Origin of the sequence: Micromonospora sp. NPDC048843, from assembly GCF_040649965.1 — a bacterium.
Lineage (GTDB): Bacteria > Actinomycetota > Actinomycetes > Mycobacteriales > Micromonosporaceae > Micromonospora > Micromonospora hortensis.
Genome location: NZ_JBEZGJ010000099.1, coordinates 1 through 16,855 on the forward strand (window position 1 = coordinate 1; position 16,855 = coordinate 16,855).

General features: G+C 70.2%; 14 protein-coding genes. 4 read left to right on the plus strand and 10 right to left on the minus strand.

Annotated features, from left to right (window positions below):
- Window positions 1–145: 145 nt before the first annotated feature.
- From AB0C20_RS22170 to AB0C20_RS22180, 3 genes are all read right to left on the minus strand, one after another.
- Entirely contained in the window at window positions 146–2,500 is a 2,355-nt protein-coding gene (locus AB0C20_RS22170) for a VWD domain-containing protein (RefSeq protein ID WP_357179585.1), read from the minus strand.
- Entirely contained in the window at window positions 2,497–3,099 is a 603-nt protein-coding gene (locus AB0C20_RS22175) for a hypothetical protein (RefSeq protein ID WP_357568643.1), read from the minus strand. Before AB0C20_RS22175 ends, AB0C20_RS22170 begins: the two co-directional genes overlap by 4 nt.
- Window positions 3,100–3,246: 147 nt before the next feature.
- A complete protein-coding gene (locus AB0C20_RS22180; protein ID WP_357179591.1) occupies window positions 3,247–3,990 on the minus strand; it encodes a helix-turn-helix transcriptional regulator in 744 nt (247 codons plus the stop codon).
- Between the two features lie 54 nt (window positions 3,991–4,044).
- On the opposite strand from AB0C20_RS22180, the gene AB0C20_RS22185 reads away from it, so the two are divergent.
- Window positions 4,045–5,190, plus strand: a complete 1,146-nt coding sequence (locus AB0C20_RS22185) for an MFS transporter (protein WP_357568644.1) — start codon at window positions 4,045–4,047, stop codon at window positions 5,188–5,190.
- Window positions 5,191–5,239: 49 nt separating this feature from the next.
- On the opposite strand, the gene AB0C20_RS22190 is transcribed toward AB0C20_RS22185, so the two are convergent.
- Window positions 5,240–8,032: a M14 family zinc carboxypeptidase gene (locus tag AB0C20_RS22190; protein ID WP_357568645.1), complete on the minus strand. Its 2,793-nt coding sequence runs from the start codon at window positions 8,030–8,032 to the stop codon at window positions 5,240–5,242.
- A 187-nt stretch (window positions 8,033–8,219) separates the two neighbouring features.
- Here AB0C20_RS22190 and AB0C20_RS22195 point away from each other — a divergent pair, with 187 nt between their 5' ends.
- Window positions 8,220–8,576 carry a hypothetical protein gene (locus AB0C20_RS22195; protein ID WP_357568656.1) on the plus strand — a complete coding sequence of 119 codons (357 nt, stop codon included), beginning with the start codon at window positions 8,220–8,222 and terminating at the stop codon, window positions 8,574–8,576.
- A gap of 57 nt (window positions 8,577–8,633) precedes the next feature.
- On the opposite strand, the gene AB0C20_RS22200 is transcribed toward AB0C20_RS22195, so the two are convergent.
- Window positions 8,634–9,977, minus strand: a complete 1,344-nt coding sequence (locus AB0C20_RS22200; RefSeq protein WP_357568646.1) for a glycoside hydrolase family 18 protein — start codon at window positions 9,975–9,977, stop codon at window positions 8,634–8,636.
- 146 nt (window positions 9,978–10,123) lie between these two features.
- Here AB0C20_RS22200 and AB0C20_RS22205 point away from each other — a divergent pair, with 146 nt between their 5' ends.
- Window positions 10,124–11,008 (plus strand): bile acid:sodium symporter family protein, encoded by an 885-nt coding sequence (locus AB0C20_RS22205; protein WP_357568647.1) that lies wholly within the window; start codon window positions 10,124–10,126, stop codon window positions 11,006–11,008.
- A 59-nt stretch (window positions 11,009–11,067) separates the two neighbouring features.
- On the opposite strand, the gene AB0C20_RS22210 is transcribed toward AB0C20_RS22205, so the two are convergent.
- The gene (locus AB0C20_RS22210; RefSeq protein WP_196926210.1) at window positions 11,068–11,487 is read right to left on the minus strand and encodes a PPOX class F420-dependent oxidoreductase; all 420 of its coding nucleotides are present in this window, start codon (window positions 11,485–11,487) and stop codon (window positions 11,068–11,070) included.
- Between the two features lie 140 nt (window positions 11,488–11,627).
- Here AB0C20_RS22210 and AB0C20_RS22215 point away from each other — a divergent pair, with 140 nt between their 5' ends.
- Complete coding sequence (locus AB0C20_RS22215; protein ID WP_357568648.1) at window positions 11,628–12,521, plus strand: NAD(P)-dependent oxidoreductase; 894 nt, start codon at window positions 11,628–11,630, stop codon at window positions 12,519–12,521.
- A gap of 1 nt (window position 12,522) precedes the next feature.
- Here AB0C20_RS22215 and AB0C20_RS22220 read toward each other — a convergent pair whose 3' ends face one another.
- The 4 genes from AB0C20_RS22220 to AB0C20_RS22235 form a co-directional block, all read right to left on the minus strand.
- The gene (locus AB0C20_RS22220) at window positions 12,523–13,626 is read right to left on the minus strand and encodes a glycoside hydrolase family protein (protein ID WP_357568649.1); all 1,104 of its coding nucleotides are present in this window, start codon (window positions 13,624–13,626) and stop codon (window positions 12,523–12,525) included.
- A 138-nt stretch (window positions 13,627–13,764) separates the two neighbouring features.
- Window positions 13,765–14,607: a carbohydrate ABC transporter permease gene (locus tag AB0C20_RS22225; protein WP_112700239.1), complete on the minus strand. Its 843-nt coding sequence runs from the start codon at window positions 14,605–14,607 to the stop codon at window positions 13,765–13,767.
- Window positions 14,597–15,562, minus strand: coding sequence for a sugar ABC transporter permease (locus AB0C20_RS22230; protein ID WP_357568650.1), 966 nt, complete (start codon window positions 15,560–15,562; stop codon window positions 14,597–14,599). The genes AB0C20_RS22225 and AB0C20_RS22230 overlap by 11 nt, the downstream gene beginning before the upstream one ends.
- 10 nt (window positions 15,563–15,572) lie before the next feature.
- A complete protein-coding gene (locus tag AB0C20_RS22235) occupies window positions 15,573–16,847 on the minus strand; it encodes a sugar ABC transporter substrate-binding protein (protein ID WP_357568651.1) in 1,275 nt (424 codons plus the stop codon).
- Window positions 16,848–16,855: the final 8 nt, after the last annotated feature.

Below are 16,855 nucleotides of genomic sequence, written 5' to 3' on the forward strand. Positions count from 1 at the left end.
CGGGCCAGCTCCAGCAACAGGCGGAACTCGGTGGTGGTGAGCGCCACCTCCCGGCCGTGTCGGCGCGCGAAGGACGCTCAACGGCCCGTCCCCGACCCATGCCCGGTCGGGGACGGGCTGGCGGGGTGGCCGGCGGACGGCAGGTTCAACCGACCTGGCGGACGGTGATCGTCGCCGACCCGGTCTCGTCGGCCCACGGGTCCAGCACGAGCGTGTAGGTGCCACCGGTGGGCAGTGGTCCCACGTCGAACCGCCCGGCACCGCCAATGACACAGCCGCTGCCCAGCACCTCGCCCCCCGGGCCGGTGACGGTCAGAATCGCGCACCGGTCGGGAAGGCTGGCGCCGCTCACCTCGACGGTGAGGCGCTTGCCGCTGTCGGCGGGAAGCCGCAGACGGCTCACCGCACCGGGGCGGCTGACCGACAGGGTGTTGGCCCGTCCATCAGCGACGGTATCCCGCTGCTCGTCGGTGGCGTCGCGCAACCGCACGTCCGCCGAGCCGGTGTCGGTGGAGGTCCCGTCGACCTCCAGCACGTACCGGCCGGTGGCCGGCAGGACGAACCCGTCGACATGTCCCTGACCGCCGATCACGCAGCCGCTGGTCACCTGGTCACCGGCCGGGTCGCGCAGGCGCAGCAGGTTGCACCGATCCGGCACTGTCGCGTCGGTGACCTGGAGGAATACCTTCTGACCGGCGCGGCCGTCGAAGGACAGGCGGCTGACCGCGCCCGGTTGGGCGAGCGTCGCCCGGACCGCGGGCCCGTCCAGCGTGAGCGTCTTCGCCTCGTCGGTGACCGCAACGACCCGTACCGTCGCTCGACCGAGGTCGGCATCCCACGGGTCGAGTACCACCTGATGGTCGCCGGTGGTGGTCAACGTGGTCGTGTCGATGAAGCCGATGCCGGAGATGACGCAGCCGGTCGCCAGTTGACGGCCCTGCGGGTCGAGCAGCAGCAACACCCCGCAGCGATCCGGCACCGTGGCGGCGGGCACCTCCACGAAGATCTTCTGACCGGCCCGGCCCGGCACCTTCATCGCGGCCGTGGCGCCGGCCCGGGTCACTGCCAGGTCGACGTCACCGGCGGCGGGCGCGTCGCGCTGCGCGCGGGCGGCGTCCTCGGCGAACGCCACCTGCCCGGTGAGGCCGACGTCGAGCACACAGTCGGCGAAGATCTGCGGATCGGTGACACCGGCTCGCCGGCAGATGAGTTCGGCGGTGGCCCGGTTGGGTAGGTCATCGACGGTGGTCAGCCGGTCCGGGAACCGCCGGTCGGTGAACGTGCCGGTGTTCTGCCCCGGCTCGTAGTCGAACAGCGACCGTTGCGCCTCGGCACGCCAACTGTCGGCGAAGCCGGGGTACAGCGCCTCGAACGTGGGCGGCTGCGTTACCCGCTTCCCGCCACGGACGGTCAGGTCGTCGCCGGGGTCACCGTCATGGTCGCCGAGCAGACCCTCCAGCGTCCCGGCCCGGGCGGTGGGCGCGCTGACGCTCACGCTCAGCCCCCACACCCCGATCGGCTGTGCGGTCAGCCGAGCGCCCCCCGGCCACTCCACTGTCACAGTGCCGTCTCCCCAGGCGGTGACGGTGCCACCGCGCGGCAGCTTCACCCCGTCGGGCGCGGACACCGGCGCGGCACCGTTCACCCGGACCGCCGGGCCGTCGGGTGTGACGTACACGCCGACCCGGTCACCGGCCACCCGCGCCGCGACGGCCGAGTTGACGGCCACCACCGAACTGGCCGGGAACATCGTCTGTCGTACCTGGACCTCGAAGTCGTCTGTCGTCGAGCGGGTCAGCACGAACTCCCCGGCGGCCTGGAAGTCGTACCGCAGACCGTCGTAGGTGAGCAGGTGCGGGTCGCCGTTGCTGTTCGCGCACCGGTAACCCTTGCCGATCACCGAGATCGAACAACCACCACCGCCGGGTGGTCGGGGCCTGGGCTTGTCGCAGTCCTTGCCGTTCGACGGCAGCTTCATTCCGCTGTACGTCGTGCGCAGCGGCACACCGACCGCCTTGCGGTACGCGTTCTCCGCCAGCACCGCGTGCACCTCGGCGGGGTCCACGGTGCTGGCCTGTTGGCCGCCCTGCGTGCAGAACTGGCCCCGGTCGGTGTCGTTCACCTCATCGAGGGCGTGGTTCATCTCGTGGATGAGGGTGGCGCACTGGTCCTCGGTGAAGCCCGCGCCCTCCTCCGGCAGCGCCCGCCCGTCGTTCTCCGGCACCCAGTTGATCTGCACGTCACTACCCGGGACGTACGTCGTGGTGCTGCTCTCCGAGCCGAAGATGGGTCTGCGCACCTTGATCTGCTTGCCGGAGCGCTCCAACTCGTCGAGCACCGCACCGTTGCCGGAGCCGCGGATCTGTCCGACGCAGCCCGCGTACTCCGTTTGCAGGTCGGCGTTGACGCTGACCACCGCGGATGCCGCCTGTGGGGCGATCAGCACCAGGACGCCCGCCAGCACGACGCCCATTCGCACCGGGCTCCGCAACCCTGTCACCCGCCTCTCACCTCGAACGCGACGGTGCCCTGCTCGGCCGTCGCGGCGCAGGCATCCGCCGGCACACCGCGCAGCGGCGCTCGCAGGTAGCCCAGCACCAGCCGGTACGCCCCCGGTTGGTCGACCGGCCACCAGGTGACGGTGGCCCCACCCCGCCCGTCCGGCGCGCTGGTGGTCAGCGCCGCGCCGACCGGGCTCTGCGGGTCGCTGCCCAGCGTCAGCTCCACCGACCCGCGCGGCGGCACCTTCACCAGGTTCTCGACGAGGTACGCGGTGAAGTCCCGGTAGTAGGCGGCGCCACCGACCGCGGGTGCCACCGCCGTGCCGTCGCGGGTCAACGACATGACCGTCACCGCCCCGTCCGGCACCCGACTGAGTTGGCACTCGGCGTCGCGATTGTTGACCAGTTTGAGGCGCATACTGATCTGCTCACCCACCCGGTACGACGGTTGCCCGGCACTGACTGTCAGTCCGACCGTCGCCGTGCCGCTGGTCGGCTTCGGTGACGGACGTGACCGTCTGCATCCAACCGTGGTGACCATCAGCAGTATCGCGAGACCACCGGCGAGCACCGCCGTCCCCGCGCGGGGTACGCCCATGGGCCGCGAGCCTCCTCCGGGTGCCGACGGTCGGCACAGATCCCGGCCAGCCTGCGCCGGCGGGTGCCGGGGCGCTGTCGTGATCCGGCCCGGTGGATGTCCGCTAGCCGACCCGCCGGGTCCTGGAGAGGGCGGTGGCCGTCAGTGCTACCGGCGTTCGTGTCTGCCCGGGGTGTGCCCGAAGGCGCGCCGGAAGACGTCGATGAACGCGCTGGCCGAGGACCATCCACACTGGTGCGCCACGGCGGTGACCGGAACATCCTCGGCCAGCATCACCAGAGCGCGGTGCAGCCGCAGCTGGGTACGCCACTGCGGGAAGGTCATGCCGAGGTCGGAGCGGAACAGGCGGGACAGCGTACGGTCACTCCCGCCGACCTGCCTGCCGAGCGCGGCCAGGGTGCGGTTGTCGGCCGGGTCGGCGTGCAGGATCGCGCAAAGTGCCCTCAATCGGGGCTCGGTGGGCGTGGGCAGGCGCACGGGCTGCGTGGCCGAGGACCGCAACTGGTCGAGCAGAACGGCGCGCAGCCGCGCACGCGCGGGGCTGTCATCCCGGGGAGCGCGGGTGTAGGCGAGGATCAGCTCACGCAGCAGCGGCCCGACGGCCAGCACTGTCGGCTCCGTCAGATTCAGCGGGTCCTCGCTAGCGGGCAGGCCGATCAGGTGCAGTTCAAGTGCACCGTGGGCCTCGTGGGCGTGCGCGGTGCCGGCGGGCACCCAGATGGCGCGGCTGGCGGGGACGACCCAGGCACCCGCGTCGGTGGTGATGGCCAGCACGCCACGGGCGGCGTAGACGATCTGATGGTCGTCGTGGCGGTGCACGTCGATCACGGACCCGGACGCCAGCCGCTGGGCGCGAGTCGGTGCCACCGGCCGGTGGCGGATTCTCGTCATTGGTTGGCAGGTTATCGGAAGCCCGACAGGTCCGGAAGCGGCGAGCATGGCGGCGTGCGGAGAAACAGAACGATCATCCTGCTGTCCGTCGGGCATGGTTGCGTGGACGTCTACCAGGGTGCCGTGGCCGCGCTCGTACCGTTCTTCATCGCCGAGCGTGCCTACACCTACGCGGCGGCCTCCGGCGTGGTGCTCGCCGCGTCGCTGCTCTCCTCGGTGGCGCAACCGCTGTTCGGTGCGCTGACGGACCGGTGGGCAATGCCCTGGCTGTTGCCACTGAGCACGATCCTGGGCGGACTGGGAATCGCGTGCAGCGGGATCACCGGTTCGTACCCGTTGACGCTGGCGTTCGTGGCCGTCTCGGGGATCGGAGTCGCGGCGTACCATCCCGAGTCCGCCCGGGTCGCGCGGATCGCCAGCGGCGGAAGCCACACCGGGATGGGTTGGTTCTCCCTCGGCGGCAACCTCGGCTTCGCCGTCGCGCCCATTCTGGTCGCCGCCGTCGTCGCCAGCGGCGGTCTGCGACTCACCCCGCTGCTCGTGGTGCCGGCCCTTGCGGGCAGCGTGCTGTGCCTGCCCGTCCTTCGCGCGCTGCGCCCGACGACGGGGGCCGGTCCCGATACCCCGCGGTGGATCGGGACCGACGACAGGGCCTCGTTCGGCCGGCTGTCGCTGGCCGTGGTCTGCCGCTCCATCGCCTTCACCGGTCTGAGTACATTCCTGGCGCTCTACGCGCCGCAGCGCACCGGCGGGGGGACCTCGGCGGGAACGGCGGCGCTGGTGGTGCTCTACCTCGGTGGAGCGGTGGGTACGGTGCTCGGGGGCAACCTGGCCGGCCGCTGGGACCGAGTCACCGTCGTGCGCTGGTCGTACCTGGTGAGCGTCGCCGCCGTCGCGGGGGTGGTGCTTGTCCCCGGGCCGGCGTTCTATCTCTTCGTGGCGCTCACCTCGGCCGGGCTCTACATCCCGTTCTCGCTGCAGATCACCCTTGGCCAGGACTACCTCCCGACCCGCGTCGGTACCGCGAGTGGCATCACACTGGGCCTGACCGTCAGCGTCGGCGGCCTGGTCAGCCCACTGATCGGTGGTGTCGCCGACGCGGTCTCCCTCCAGGTTGCCCTCGCTCCGCTGATCCTGATGCCCGCGCTGAGTTGGCTGCTGTTCCGCACCCTCCCCGAACCGGCCGTGCCGAGGCGCTGAAGCGCCCGCCCCCAGTCGAGGGGACGGGCGCTTCGCTGTGCGGGGTTGGTCAGCCCACCACCGACCGCAGCGGCACCTTGGCGGCGTTCAGCGCGCGTACCAGATCCCTCGCGAACGGGTGTTCGTCCATCTGGAGCCCCTGCGGGTTCGGGATCACGACGTACGCCGAACCGTTCTTCTCGGACGTCTGCGCGTCGGTGGTGAAGCGTTCGACGATCGCTCGGGTGCGCGGCAGGTCGCCGGCCGCCACCTGGATGGTGATCGGCCTCCAGCCACCGCCCAGGTCCGGCGGCACCGGCGCGGCGGCGGCGCTGGCGCGCGCCGCGTCGACGCCGGTCGGGCGCCGCGCGTCCGGCGCGGCGGTCGCCGGGTAGAGCAGCGCGTTGGCGACCAGGTGCAGGCCATTTTCGTTGTACGCGCGGAAGAGCGGATTGAACGCGAACAGCACCGCCCGACCGGCGCCGGTCGGCTCGTCGACGACGGCCGCCGTGCCCTTCAGCGTGTCCGCCCCGACGGTGTAGCCGTTGGCCCAGAACGTGTCACCCGTCGGGTAGGTGAGCACGTTCGTCCCGGTGGTGCTCGGGGTGAGGATCGGGTCGCTGTTGTTGAACTCGAAGTCCTCCGCCGGGCGGCCCAGCGCCACCGGGCTGTCCTGGTCGACGTCGACGCGCAGGTGCGAGCCGATCACCAGGTAGTCCGCCGGTTTGGTCTTCTCCGTCGTGGAGGTGAGCCCGGCGGCGCGGGCGACCCGGGTGCCCCCGTTGCGCAGCCCGAGGTAGGTGTGGCCCTGGCCGATCCAGTCGCGCAGGTTGGCCTGCCCGGTGGCGGTCAGGCCGCCGGTGGCGCTGCTGCCGTCCGGCACCAGCAGCACGGTGCGCCCGGTGAACGCCTCGGTGTTGTCGTTGATGTCGGCAGTGGTGACCGGTTTCAGGTCGAGCCCCCACCGCTTGCCGAGCACGTAGCGGGCCTCGCCGTGTGAGCCGGAGGTGGTGGAGATGCCGGTGCCCTGGAACAACCCCACGTCGGGCAGGTCGAGGCGGGTGCCGGCCGGCCGACCGCCCGGGGTGAGGGTGACGCCGAGGGATTCGGCCAGCCCGTCCACCGTCCGGTTCACACTGGCGGCCGGGATGGCGACCCGGCTGGTCGTGAGGTCACGGACCAGGGGTACGCCACGGCCGAGCAGGCTGAAGGTGAGCTCCGCGGCGGCGGCCGAGTCGAGCGGGTACGTGTACGAGCCCCAGGGCCAGGCCACACCGGTGCGACCGCCGGAGACCTTGCGGACCGGTGCGGCCCTCGGCCGGACGGTGTCTCCGGTGTAGATGGCGTTGATGCCCATCAGCAGCGGGTTGCTCCAGGACGACACGTCGTAGAAGTACGGGAACGGCACGTACGGGTCCTCGCCCATGATGGCCTGGATCCAGTGCTTCTGCGGCTGGTCCATCGGGATCCAGTACGCGCCCCTGGGCACCGTCACGTTGGTGGCGCTGCGCCCGCCGAAGACCCGCGCGGTGGGCACCCGGGTGGCCTGCTGTACCTCGTACACCTCGACGTCCATCCGGCGCAGCCGCTCGACGAGTTGGCGGACGTCGGCGAGCTGCCGGTCGGGCAGCAGGAAGTACGAGCGGATGCTGACGTCCGGAACCGGGAACTGCACGTCGTTTGTGGGTTGCACCACCTCGTTCGGTTCGAGGGTGCCCGCCCTGCCCTGGGCGAGCGCGTCGGTCCAGATGTCGAAGTAGCCGTCGAGCACCTCGCGCTTGTTCGCGGCGGCCCAGCCGAGCGTCGACCACTGGGTGTGGAACTGCTGCTGGACCCGGTCGGCCACCGCCGACGCGCTGCCCTTCTCGTACGTCATGCCGGCCGCGCCGAAGCCGGTGGTGGGCACCGTGTCGCCGTAGCCCATGAAGAACATGTCGTACGTGTCGTAGTTGAAGTAGCACTCGGTGAAGGCGGTGTCGTCGCAGGCCCCGTTGAAGCCGAAGCCGGCCTTGTTGGCCTCGCCGATGCGGTTGATCCAGTCCACGGCCTCACCGGCGATCTCGTGGTGGATCGGGTCGGCGTTGGGCGGGAAGAAGTACTGCTTGCCGCCCATCTCGTGTGCGTCGACGAAGACCTGCGGCGGGTAGCGGCGCAGCAGTTCGAGCTTGCCGTCGGTCTCCTGCTGGGTGCGGGCGAACCAGTCCCGGTTCAGGTCGAAGCCGAACTCGTTCTGCCGGCGGGTCGCGTCGCGGCCGTCCGGGTTCTGGGTGGGGACGATGATGGTGACCAGGTTGTCGTTGCGCTGGGCGACAGCGCAGGACAGGCCCGCCGCCAACTCGTACAGCGTCTTGAGCGCCGCGTCGGCGCCGCTCTTCTCTCCGCCGTGCACGTTAGCGGTGACCCAGACGATGGCCGGGCTGTCCTTCGCCGTCCGGGCGGCCGCTCGCGCGCTGGTCCGGCGCGGGTCGCGCAGGTCCCGGATGTCGTCCGCGATCTCGCGTAGCGCGGCGGGCCGCACGTGGCGCTCGTTGGACACCACCGCGTACGGCAACGGCTGGCCGAGCACACTGGTGGTCATCACGCCGGTGACGACCCGGTTGGAGGCGCGATCGACGGCCCCGAGGTAGGTCCGGACCTCGTCGTTGGTGACGACCCGCTCCTGCCCCGCGCCGAGCGGGAAGCCGAGCACGGCGTCCGGGCTCGGCACTGTGGTCAACCGGGCGGTCGGGTCGTCGCTGCACCGGGAGGGCTGGGCGGCGCTCGCGGCCGGTGTGCCGCCGAGCAGGGGAGTCATGCCGAGCAGGAGCGTGATCGTGGCGGCACTCGCCAGCCGCCTGGCGGGGGCCATCCGGAACGGACGCATCGATGGGGCCATGAGTCGTGTTTCCCCTCTCGGGAACAACCTCGCAGTGGCCGGAGCCTATGAATCGTCGATACGGCGGTCAAGGGTCGATCGATATTGCTGACTACTCGGCGTGCCGGTTCCGACGCGGAGTGGCAGGATGGTGGCGTGGGCTTGTCGTCGTCTGGGAGGAGGAGACGTGCCGGAGATGATCACGCTCTCGGTCCATCCGGATCTTCCGTCCGCCGATGCTCGGCGTTCGCTGGCGTCCTGGCTGCGCGCCGAGGATCGGCTTCGGGAGGGGGTGACCACGACGTCCCCCGACGGGATGTCGGCGGACACCACTGACGAACTGCGGGTGGCGGCCAGCGACGCGGGCACTGTCATGGTGCTGGTGCAGGCGATCGCCGGCTGGCTGACCCACCGCCGCGATGATGTGACGGTGAGGCTCACCCAGCCCGACGGATGGTCGGCCGAGGTGGACGTGCACCGGGCTCGGGACATGGGCCAGGTGACCGCGCTCATCGAGGCCGCGGTGCGCGCGGTGACACCCGCGCAGCGGTAAACGGCCCGCCGCCGGCCGAGAGGTCGGCCGGCGACGGGCCGGGTGGATCGGGTACGGCTACCAGGTCGTCAGGCCGAGGCCGATCGTCTTGGTCAGCGTGGCGTTGTCGTCGTCGCCGTCGAGCGACCAGATCATGGCGCCGGCCAGGCCGGCCCGTCGGATGTAGAGCGTCTTCTGCAACACGACAGCCGGGTCGTCGTACGTCCACAACGTCGTACCGTCGAACAACCAGGCGTGTCCGGCACGCAGGTCGCGGTGCACCGTGTAGCCGTTACCGGCAAGGGTCTTCAACTTCTTGTAGTCCTCGTACCCGGCCTCGAAGGTGGCCGGCGCGGGCCCGGTGGCCGGCTGGAACAGGCCGTTGCCGCCGCCGGTGATGCCGGTCCAGCCGCGACCGTAGTAGGGGATGCCGAGCACGAGCTTGTCCCGTGGGGCACCACGGGAGATCCACCCGTCGATGGCCACCTCCACGGAGAAGTCCGGGTTGTCCGGGGCGCCCGCCGGGACGCGAAGCGCCGACTGCTGGTTGGCCCGCGCGTCCCAGCCGCCGTGGAAGTCGTACCCCTGCACCGTGGCGAAGTCCAGGTACTTGAAGATCTTGCGGCCCTCGTAGCCGGCGTCCATGGTGGCCGGGCTGGCCGGCAGGAACGCGGTCAGCGGGTGGTGCGCGCGGGTCGTGCGCCCGTACGCGTCGAGCTGCCGGCGGAACTCGGCGAGCAGTTTGGTGAAGTTCTCCCGGTCCTCCGGGCGGATGACGTTGCCGGGCTCACCCTCCCAGTTGGGCCACTCCCAGTCGAGATCGATGCCGTCGAAGACGCCGGCCCCGGCGCCCGGGCCGCCGGCGGCGCCGTCACCGCCGGGCAGGTTTCCCTTGAGGTAGAGGTCGATGCAGGACGTGACGAACGCCTTGCGGGAGGCGTCGGTGCGGGCGGCGTTCGAGAAGTACGTCGACCAGCTCCAGCCGCCCAGCGAGATCAGCACCTTCAGTTTGGGGTGCTTGGCCTTGAGCTTGGCGAGCTGGCCGAAGTTGCCGTTGAGCGCCTGGCCCGGCGCGTCCGCGACGCCGTCGACGCTCTCCTCGGCCGGGACAGGACGTTGGTAGTCCGCCCAGGCGTCGCCCTCGCCCGGCCCACCGTCCACATAGCAGCGGCCGTCTTCGCTGACGTTGCCGAAGGCGTAGTTGAGGTGGGTGAGACGGCTCGCCGCCCCGGAGGTTTCGAGCTTCTTGACCGGGAAGGCCCGGCCGTAGATGCCCCACTGGGTGAAGTAGCCGACCCGGTGGTAGCCGGTGCGGCGCTCGTTGTTGTCACCGGCGCTGGCGGCGGTGGGCGGAGCGGCGGTGACCAGCAGTGTCGCCAGGGCGACGACGGCGGTGAGACGGCGGTGGCGGAATGGTCGCATCGGCACACTCCCACGGGATATCAAGCAGAATTAGTAAAGACACTTATCTGATTGATGAAGTTAAGCCGATCACCCTCCGGGGTCAAGAGCCGTCCAGCCAGATGGGGGATTGTGACGGCGTTACCGGGTGGTAACGATGTTGTGCCATGGACTCCGCCGTGACTCTGATCGGACTACCCGTCGCCCTCGGCATCATCATGCTCGGTCTGGGTCTCGGACTGACAATGGCGGACTTCCGCCGGGTGGCCCAGCATCCACGAGCCGCCGTCATCGCCCTGGTCTGCCAGGTGCTGGTGCTGCCGGCGCTCTGCTTCTGCCTCGTCCTGGCGTTCGACCTGGCACCCGAGTTGGCCGTCGGCATGATGCTGTTGGCCGCGTCACCGGGTGGCACCACCGCCAACCTCTACAGTCACCTGTTCGGCGGGCACGTGGCCCTGAACATCACCCTGACCGCCATCAACTCGGTGCTCGCCGTGTTCACCCTGCCGATCCTGGTCAACCTGTCGGCGGCGTACTTCCTCCCCGACGGCAGGAGCATCGGCCTGCAGTTCGACAAGGTGCTCCAGGTCTTCGCCATAGTGCTCGTCCCGGTCGCGATCGGCATGCTCATCCGGGCGCGGATGCCGCACCTGGCCGAGCGGCTGAACCGCCCGGTCCGGATCATCTCCGTCGTCGTACTCGTCGCGGTGATCGCCGGCGCGGTGCTCGGCGAACGGGAGAACATCGCCGACTACTTCGTCTCGGTCGGCCTGGCCGTGCTCGCCTTCAACCTGCTCAGCCTCGCCATCGGGTACGGGGTGCCGCGCCTCGCCGGTGTCGACCGGAGCGCCGCGACGGCCGCCGGTTTCGAGATCGGCATCCACAACAGCACCCTGGCCATCACGATCGCGCTTAGCCCGGCGCTGCTCAACAGCACCCAGATGGCGATCCCGGGCGCCGTCTACGGCATCGTCATGTTCTTCACCGCGGCGGCCTTCGGTTACCTGGTGACCCGCGTCGGCGCCCGGTCCGCCACCGCCCTGACACCCTGACGGCCGGTGCCCTGTCGCCCCGACGGCAGCCGTCGAGGCGACAGGGCTGACGGCAGCGGTCAGCCGACCTGGTTGTTGTCCTTCTGCGCGCCCCAACCGTGCCAGCGGTCGATCTCGATCAGGGCACTGACCCGGGCACGTTCCCGGCGTGGGTACGCGTTGCCCGTGTAGTGCTTCGACAGCCGGTCGATGTCCGCCAGGCCCTCGTCGGGGCGCAGTTCGGCGACGTGCCCGATGATGCTGACGTGGGTGTACCAGCCAGCCTCGTCGAGCACTGTGAGGGACACCCGCGGGTCGTTGCGGACGTGCTCCAGCCGCCGGCGGCTCTCGTCCATGTTCACCAGGATCCGGCCGTCCTCCCACAGGTACCAGGTGGCGGCGGACACCGGCTGGCCACCGTTGCGAAGGGTGGTCATGACGGCGGGGTTCGGCTTCTGGAGCATGGCGACCGCGGCCTCGGGAAGCGGTGGCTTGGACATGAAGTCTCCTCGTCGCGACAACGTTTACCCCTGCACGTTACGCACCCGCCCGCCCGATCGCGCTCGGATCGCGATCGCGGCGCGGCGGGCCGAGCCCACCCGGCTGCCGGGCTGACGTCGCCTGCGGCGAAGATGTGGTCATGAGCGAATCCACACTGCCCAGGCGTGTCGTCGTCACCGGCGCCACCGGCAAGCTCGGCCGTGCCGTGGTCGCCCACCTGCGCGCCGTGGGCGTCGACGTGCTGGCTGTGGACCGGGCCGGTGGCCGCGACCCACGCGACGTGAACGGCGAGTTCCTGCTTGTCGACCTGACCGACTACGGGCAGGTGGTGGAGGCGTTCACCGGCGGCGCCGACGAGCACGCGGGCGGCGTCGACGCTGTCGTGCACCTCGCGGCGATCCCGGCCCCCGGGCTGATGTCGAACGCGACCACCTTCGCCAACAACTCCGCCGCGACGTACAACGTGTTCGCCGCGGCCCGTGCGGCCGGGATCAAGCGGGTCGTGTGGGCGTCCAGCGAGACGGTGCTCGGGTTGCCGTTCGACACCCCGCCGCCGTACGCGCCGGTCGACGAGGAGTACGCGCCACGGCCCGAGTCGACGTACTCGTTGAACAAGGCCCTGGAGGAGGAGATGGCGCGGCACTTCTGCCGGTGGGACCCGGAGCTGGTCATGGTGGGGTTGCGCTTCTCCAACGTCATGGACGTCGAGGACTACGCGCCGTTTCCCTCGTTCGACGCCGACCCGCGGCTGCGCCGGTGGAACCTGTGGGGCTACATCGACGCCCGCGACGGCGCCCAGGCGGTCGAGCGCGCTCTCGCGCACGACCAGCCCGGTGCCGACGTCTTCGTCATCGCCAACGCCGACACCGTCATGAGCAGGTCCAGCGCCAGCCTGCTGGCCGAGGTCTATCCGGGCGTCGAGGTCCGTAAGGAGCTGGGTGAGCACGAGACGCTGCTCAGCATCGACAAGGCCCGCCGGGTGTTGGGGTACGAGCCACGGCACTCCTGGCGGGACCACGTCGACGTGCTGTAGGTCAGCGCGCCGCCTGGTAGGCGCGGCCGACGGCGGTCGCGCTGCTGCCGGTACGGAACAGGCCGGTCTGGTCCTTGTCGGTGGCGGGCAGGCCGAACCACGCGTACCGCTGTAGCCAGGACAGGCCACCCAACATCCGGGTCGCCGCGGTGAGGAACGCTGCCTGCTGTGCCTGGGTGGGGAAGCGGACGCCGTTGGAGAAGTCGATCAGGGCGAACTCGGTGAGCCAGATCGGCAGCTTGTACCGGTCGTGCACGGCCTGGAGGTACGACCTGAGCTGGTTGACGGCGTTGGTGGTGGTGAAGTCGCCGCCGTACCAGTGCAGGGCGATGAAGTCGACCCGGTAGCCGCGCTGCTTCGCCCCGGCCATGAACCGGTCGAGCCACTCGCCCGGCCGGTCGCCGCCCCAGGCCACCGCCGGGCTGCCCAGCGGAAGGCCGGTGGCCTGCAACTGCGGCCACAACTCCAACGCCTGCTCGACGGTCATCTCCGCCTGACCCTTCAGGTCCGGCTCGTTGAACCCGAGCAGGTAGCGGCCGTTCTTCTTGGCCTGTTGCAGGTTGGTGGCGGTGACGCTCTTCGCTCCCCAGATCATCGGGACGAACTCGGCGCCCTTCGGGCTGGTGACGCCGGAGTGGGCCACGTCCCAGGTGTAGTACCAACTCGCCCCGGAGTTGGCCAGCGCCTGACTGACGCCGTCGAAGGTCCACACCCCGACGCCCTTGCGCTTCGAGGTCGCCGCCGGGGCCGCCGGAGCAACCGGACGCCCCGTCGTCGGCTTCGCCGTCGGCGTCGGCGTCGGGGTCGCCCCCGCCGGGCTCGGCGTGGCGGCGGGCGTGGTCGCGCTGGGTGCGCCCGGTTGCGGGCTCGTGGGCGGCGGCGCATCGAGCGCCTGCGTCGCCGCCGGGGCGGGCGTCGGCCCGGTCGGCTGCACCACGACGATCACACCGGTCACCAGTACGGCGACCACCGCGGCCACGAGGAGCGGCCACAGCAGCCGCCTCGCGCCGATCGGAAGGCGGCCGAGCATCCCGCGTCGGGGTTCCGCGTGGACGCCCCGGTTTCCCCTCGCGGCGTCCGCTTCACCCTGGCCGGTTGCGCGCATCGTCTCGACTCCCTCGTGTGTGGTCGCAGCACCATTGGATGCTGCGGTGGCGGGGGAACCCGCCAACGCCTCACCTCAGGAGACTTCCCGGCCGTACCCGGATAACAGTTTCCTCGGCCCGGAGCAGCGTCAGGTGGATCATCCTTTCAGACCGGTGTGGGCGAGGCCCTCGATGAACTGCCGCTGCGCGATGACGAACACGACCAGGACGGGCAGCGCCGTCATCGAGGCCGCCGAGAGTTGTACGTCCCACATCGGGCCGCCGTACGCGTCGACGAACTGGGTCAGCGCCTGCGGCAGTGTGAACTTCTCCGGGGTGGACAGAAAGACGATCGGCTCCAGATACAGGTTCCAGCTGTGCAGGAAGGTGAAGATCGCCACCGCGCCGAGGGCCGGGCGGGCCAGCGGCAGCGCGATCCGCCAGAAGGTCGCCAGTCGGCCCAGCCCGTCCACCCGGGCGGCTTCCTCCAACTCGCCGGGCAGGGTGATGAAGAACTGCCGCATGATGAAGGTGGCCAGCACACTGGGCGCGCCGAGCGTCGGCACCAGGATCAGCGGCCAGTGGGTGTCGATCATCCCGACCGAGTTGAACATCTGGAACAGCGGCACGATGGTCACCTCGCTCGGGATCAGCAGGCCCACCAGCACCACCAGGAAGAGCGCGTGCTGACCACGGAACCGGATCCGGGCGAACGCGTAGCCGGCCAGCGACGAGACGGCGAGGGTGCCGACGGTGACCACCGCGGCGATGTACGCGCTGTTGAGGTACTGCTGGGCGAACGGTTGCAGCTCGAACACCCGCCGGTACGCCGAGAAGCTCAGCTCGGTGGGGATCAGCGACGGAGGGAACGCGAAGATGTCGCTGACGGGCTTGAACGACGAGGTGACCATCCACCAGGTCGGGAAGACGAACGGGATGGCCAGCAGGCAGATCAGCCCATAGATCGCCACCCGGGCCCGCAAGGGGAGCCTATTGTTCATGGAAGACCCACTTCCTGCGCATCCGCCACTGCACGACGGTCAGCGTCAGCACGATCAGGAACAGCAGCACCGACAGCGTCGAGCCGTACCCGAACTGGTGGAACTGGAAGGCCTGCTGGTAGAGGTAGTAGACGAGCGCCGTGGTCGAGGTGCCCGGGCCGCCCTGGGTGAGCACGGCGATCTGGGCGAAGACCTGTAGTGCGCCGACCACGGTGATGATCGAGGTCAGCAGGATGGTCGGGCTGATCAGCGGCACTGTGATCCGGCGGAACTGGGTCCACCGGCTCGCCCCCTCGACCCGGGCCGCCTCGTAGAGTTCGGTGGGCACGCCCTGCAACGCGGCGAGGAACAGCACCATGTTGAGGCCGACGTTCTTGACCACCTGGACGACGATCACCGACAGCAGCGCGGTCCACTCGCCGCGCAGCCAGTTGGGGCCGTCCAGGCCGACCGCTCCGGCCACCCCGTTGACGCCGCCGTTGTCCTGGAGCAGGAAACCCCAGACGATCGTCCAGGCGACAAGCGAGACCACCACCGGTGAGAAGAACAGCGTCCGGAACACCACAGTGCCGCGCAGTCGCTGGTTGAGCAGGACGGCGAGCAGTAGGGCCAGGGCGAGGTTGAACACGACCAGGCCGACGGAGAAGAACAGCGTGCTCCGGAGGACCCCCGGCAGCTTCGGGTCGTCGACCAGCTCGCGGTAGTTGTCAGTGCCCACGAAGTCGAAGGTGTCCGCGAGCACGTTCCACTCGTGCAGGCTGTACCAGACCACCAGGCCGAGCGGCAGCAGCACGAAGAGGGCCGTACCCACCAGTTGCGGGGTCACGAAGAGCAGGCCGGCCAGCTGGTCACGTCGACGACTGGTCCACCACCCGCGTCGCGGCGACGCTGCCGTGCCGCCCGGGGCGGGCCGGGGCTCAGCCCGACCCGCCACGTTGTCCGTCAGGACCGGCATCGCTGATCCCCTACTTCGCCAACAGCGGGTTGATCGCCGAGCAGACCCCGTCGAGCACGGCCCGCACGTCAGCGTCGGCCTTCCACATCGGGTCCAGCGCCGACCGTACGGCCTGGCTCAGCTCGGCCTGCCCGGTGTGGTTGGGCTTCACCACCCCGTTGGCGATCCCGTCGATCACGACGCTCTGCAACTGCTCCGGCTTGAGCAGGGGATTGGTCTTGGCCAGCGTCGCCGCGGTGAGCAGTGGGGTACGCGGTGGCGGGAAGAACTGCGCCAGCTTGGCGGAGTTGGCGGGATTGGTGAGGAAGGCCAGGAAGTCCGCGGCGACGGCGGCGTGCTTGCCCTTCTTCAACACACCCATGCCACCCTGACCGATCACCGAGTAGTTGCCCTTCGGGCCGGCCGGCAGCGGCACCAGGTCCCAGCCGAACTTCTGCTTCTCCAGCAGCGAGGCCCGGGAGATCTGGGTGATCGTCATGCCGGCCTCGCCGGCGAAGAAGTCGGCGGCGGTACCCGGGCCGGGCAGCGCCTTCGCAGTGAAGATCGCCTGGTGCAGGAAGGTCATCGCGTCGACCATCTCGCTGGCGTTGAAACCGCAGGTCTTCCCGTCCGCACTCCACGCCTGGGCGCCCCAGCCGGTCCAGATGGTGGAGAGGTTGTCCCAGCCCTTGTAGTCGAAGTCCCGCACCACCAGGCCCGCCTTGCCCGTCCGGGCGGCCACCGCGGAGGCGGTGGTCACCGCGTTCTCCCAGGTCCAGGCGTTGGCTGCGATCAGCTCGGCAGGGCTCTTCGCCCCGGCGGCAGTGACCAGGTCGGTGTTGACGAAGATGCCGAACGGTGAGGTCGAGAACGGGTAGCCGTAGAGCTTGCCGTCGGCCTGCCACAGCTTGGTCGCGGCCGGCGCCAACTCGTCGAAGGCGTACCCGTCGGTCTTGCGCAGGGTCTCGTCCAGCGGCAGCAGCGCGCCCGAGGAGACGAAGTCGGGAGCCGCGTTCTCCAGGACCCAGGCCAGGTCGGGCGGGTTTCCGCCGGCGATCTGGGTGGTCAACGTGGTGGTGTAGCTCTCGAACGGGATCGGGTCGAAGGTGATCTTTGCGACGTTGGGGTGGCTGCTCTGGTACTCCGCCGCGATCTCGTTGAACAGCTTCAGGTGGGCCTCGTTCGCCGACCACGTCGTCATCCGCAGCGAGACCGGGCCGTCGGAGCCGGCGCTGTCGCCGCCGCCGCACGCGCCCAGGCCGAGCATCGCGGCGAGCGCGACGACGGCCGTCAACCGTTTCCTCATCAGGGTTC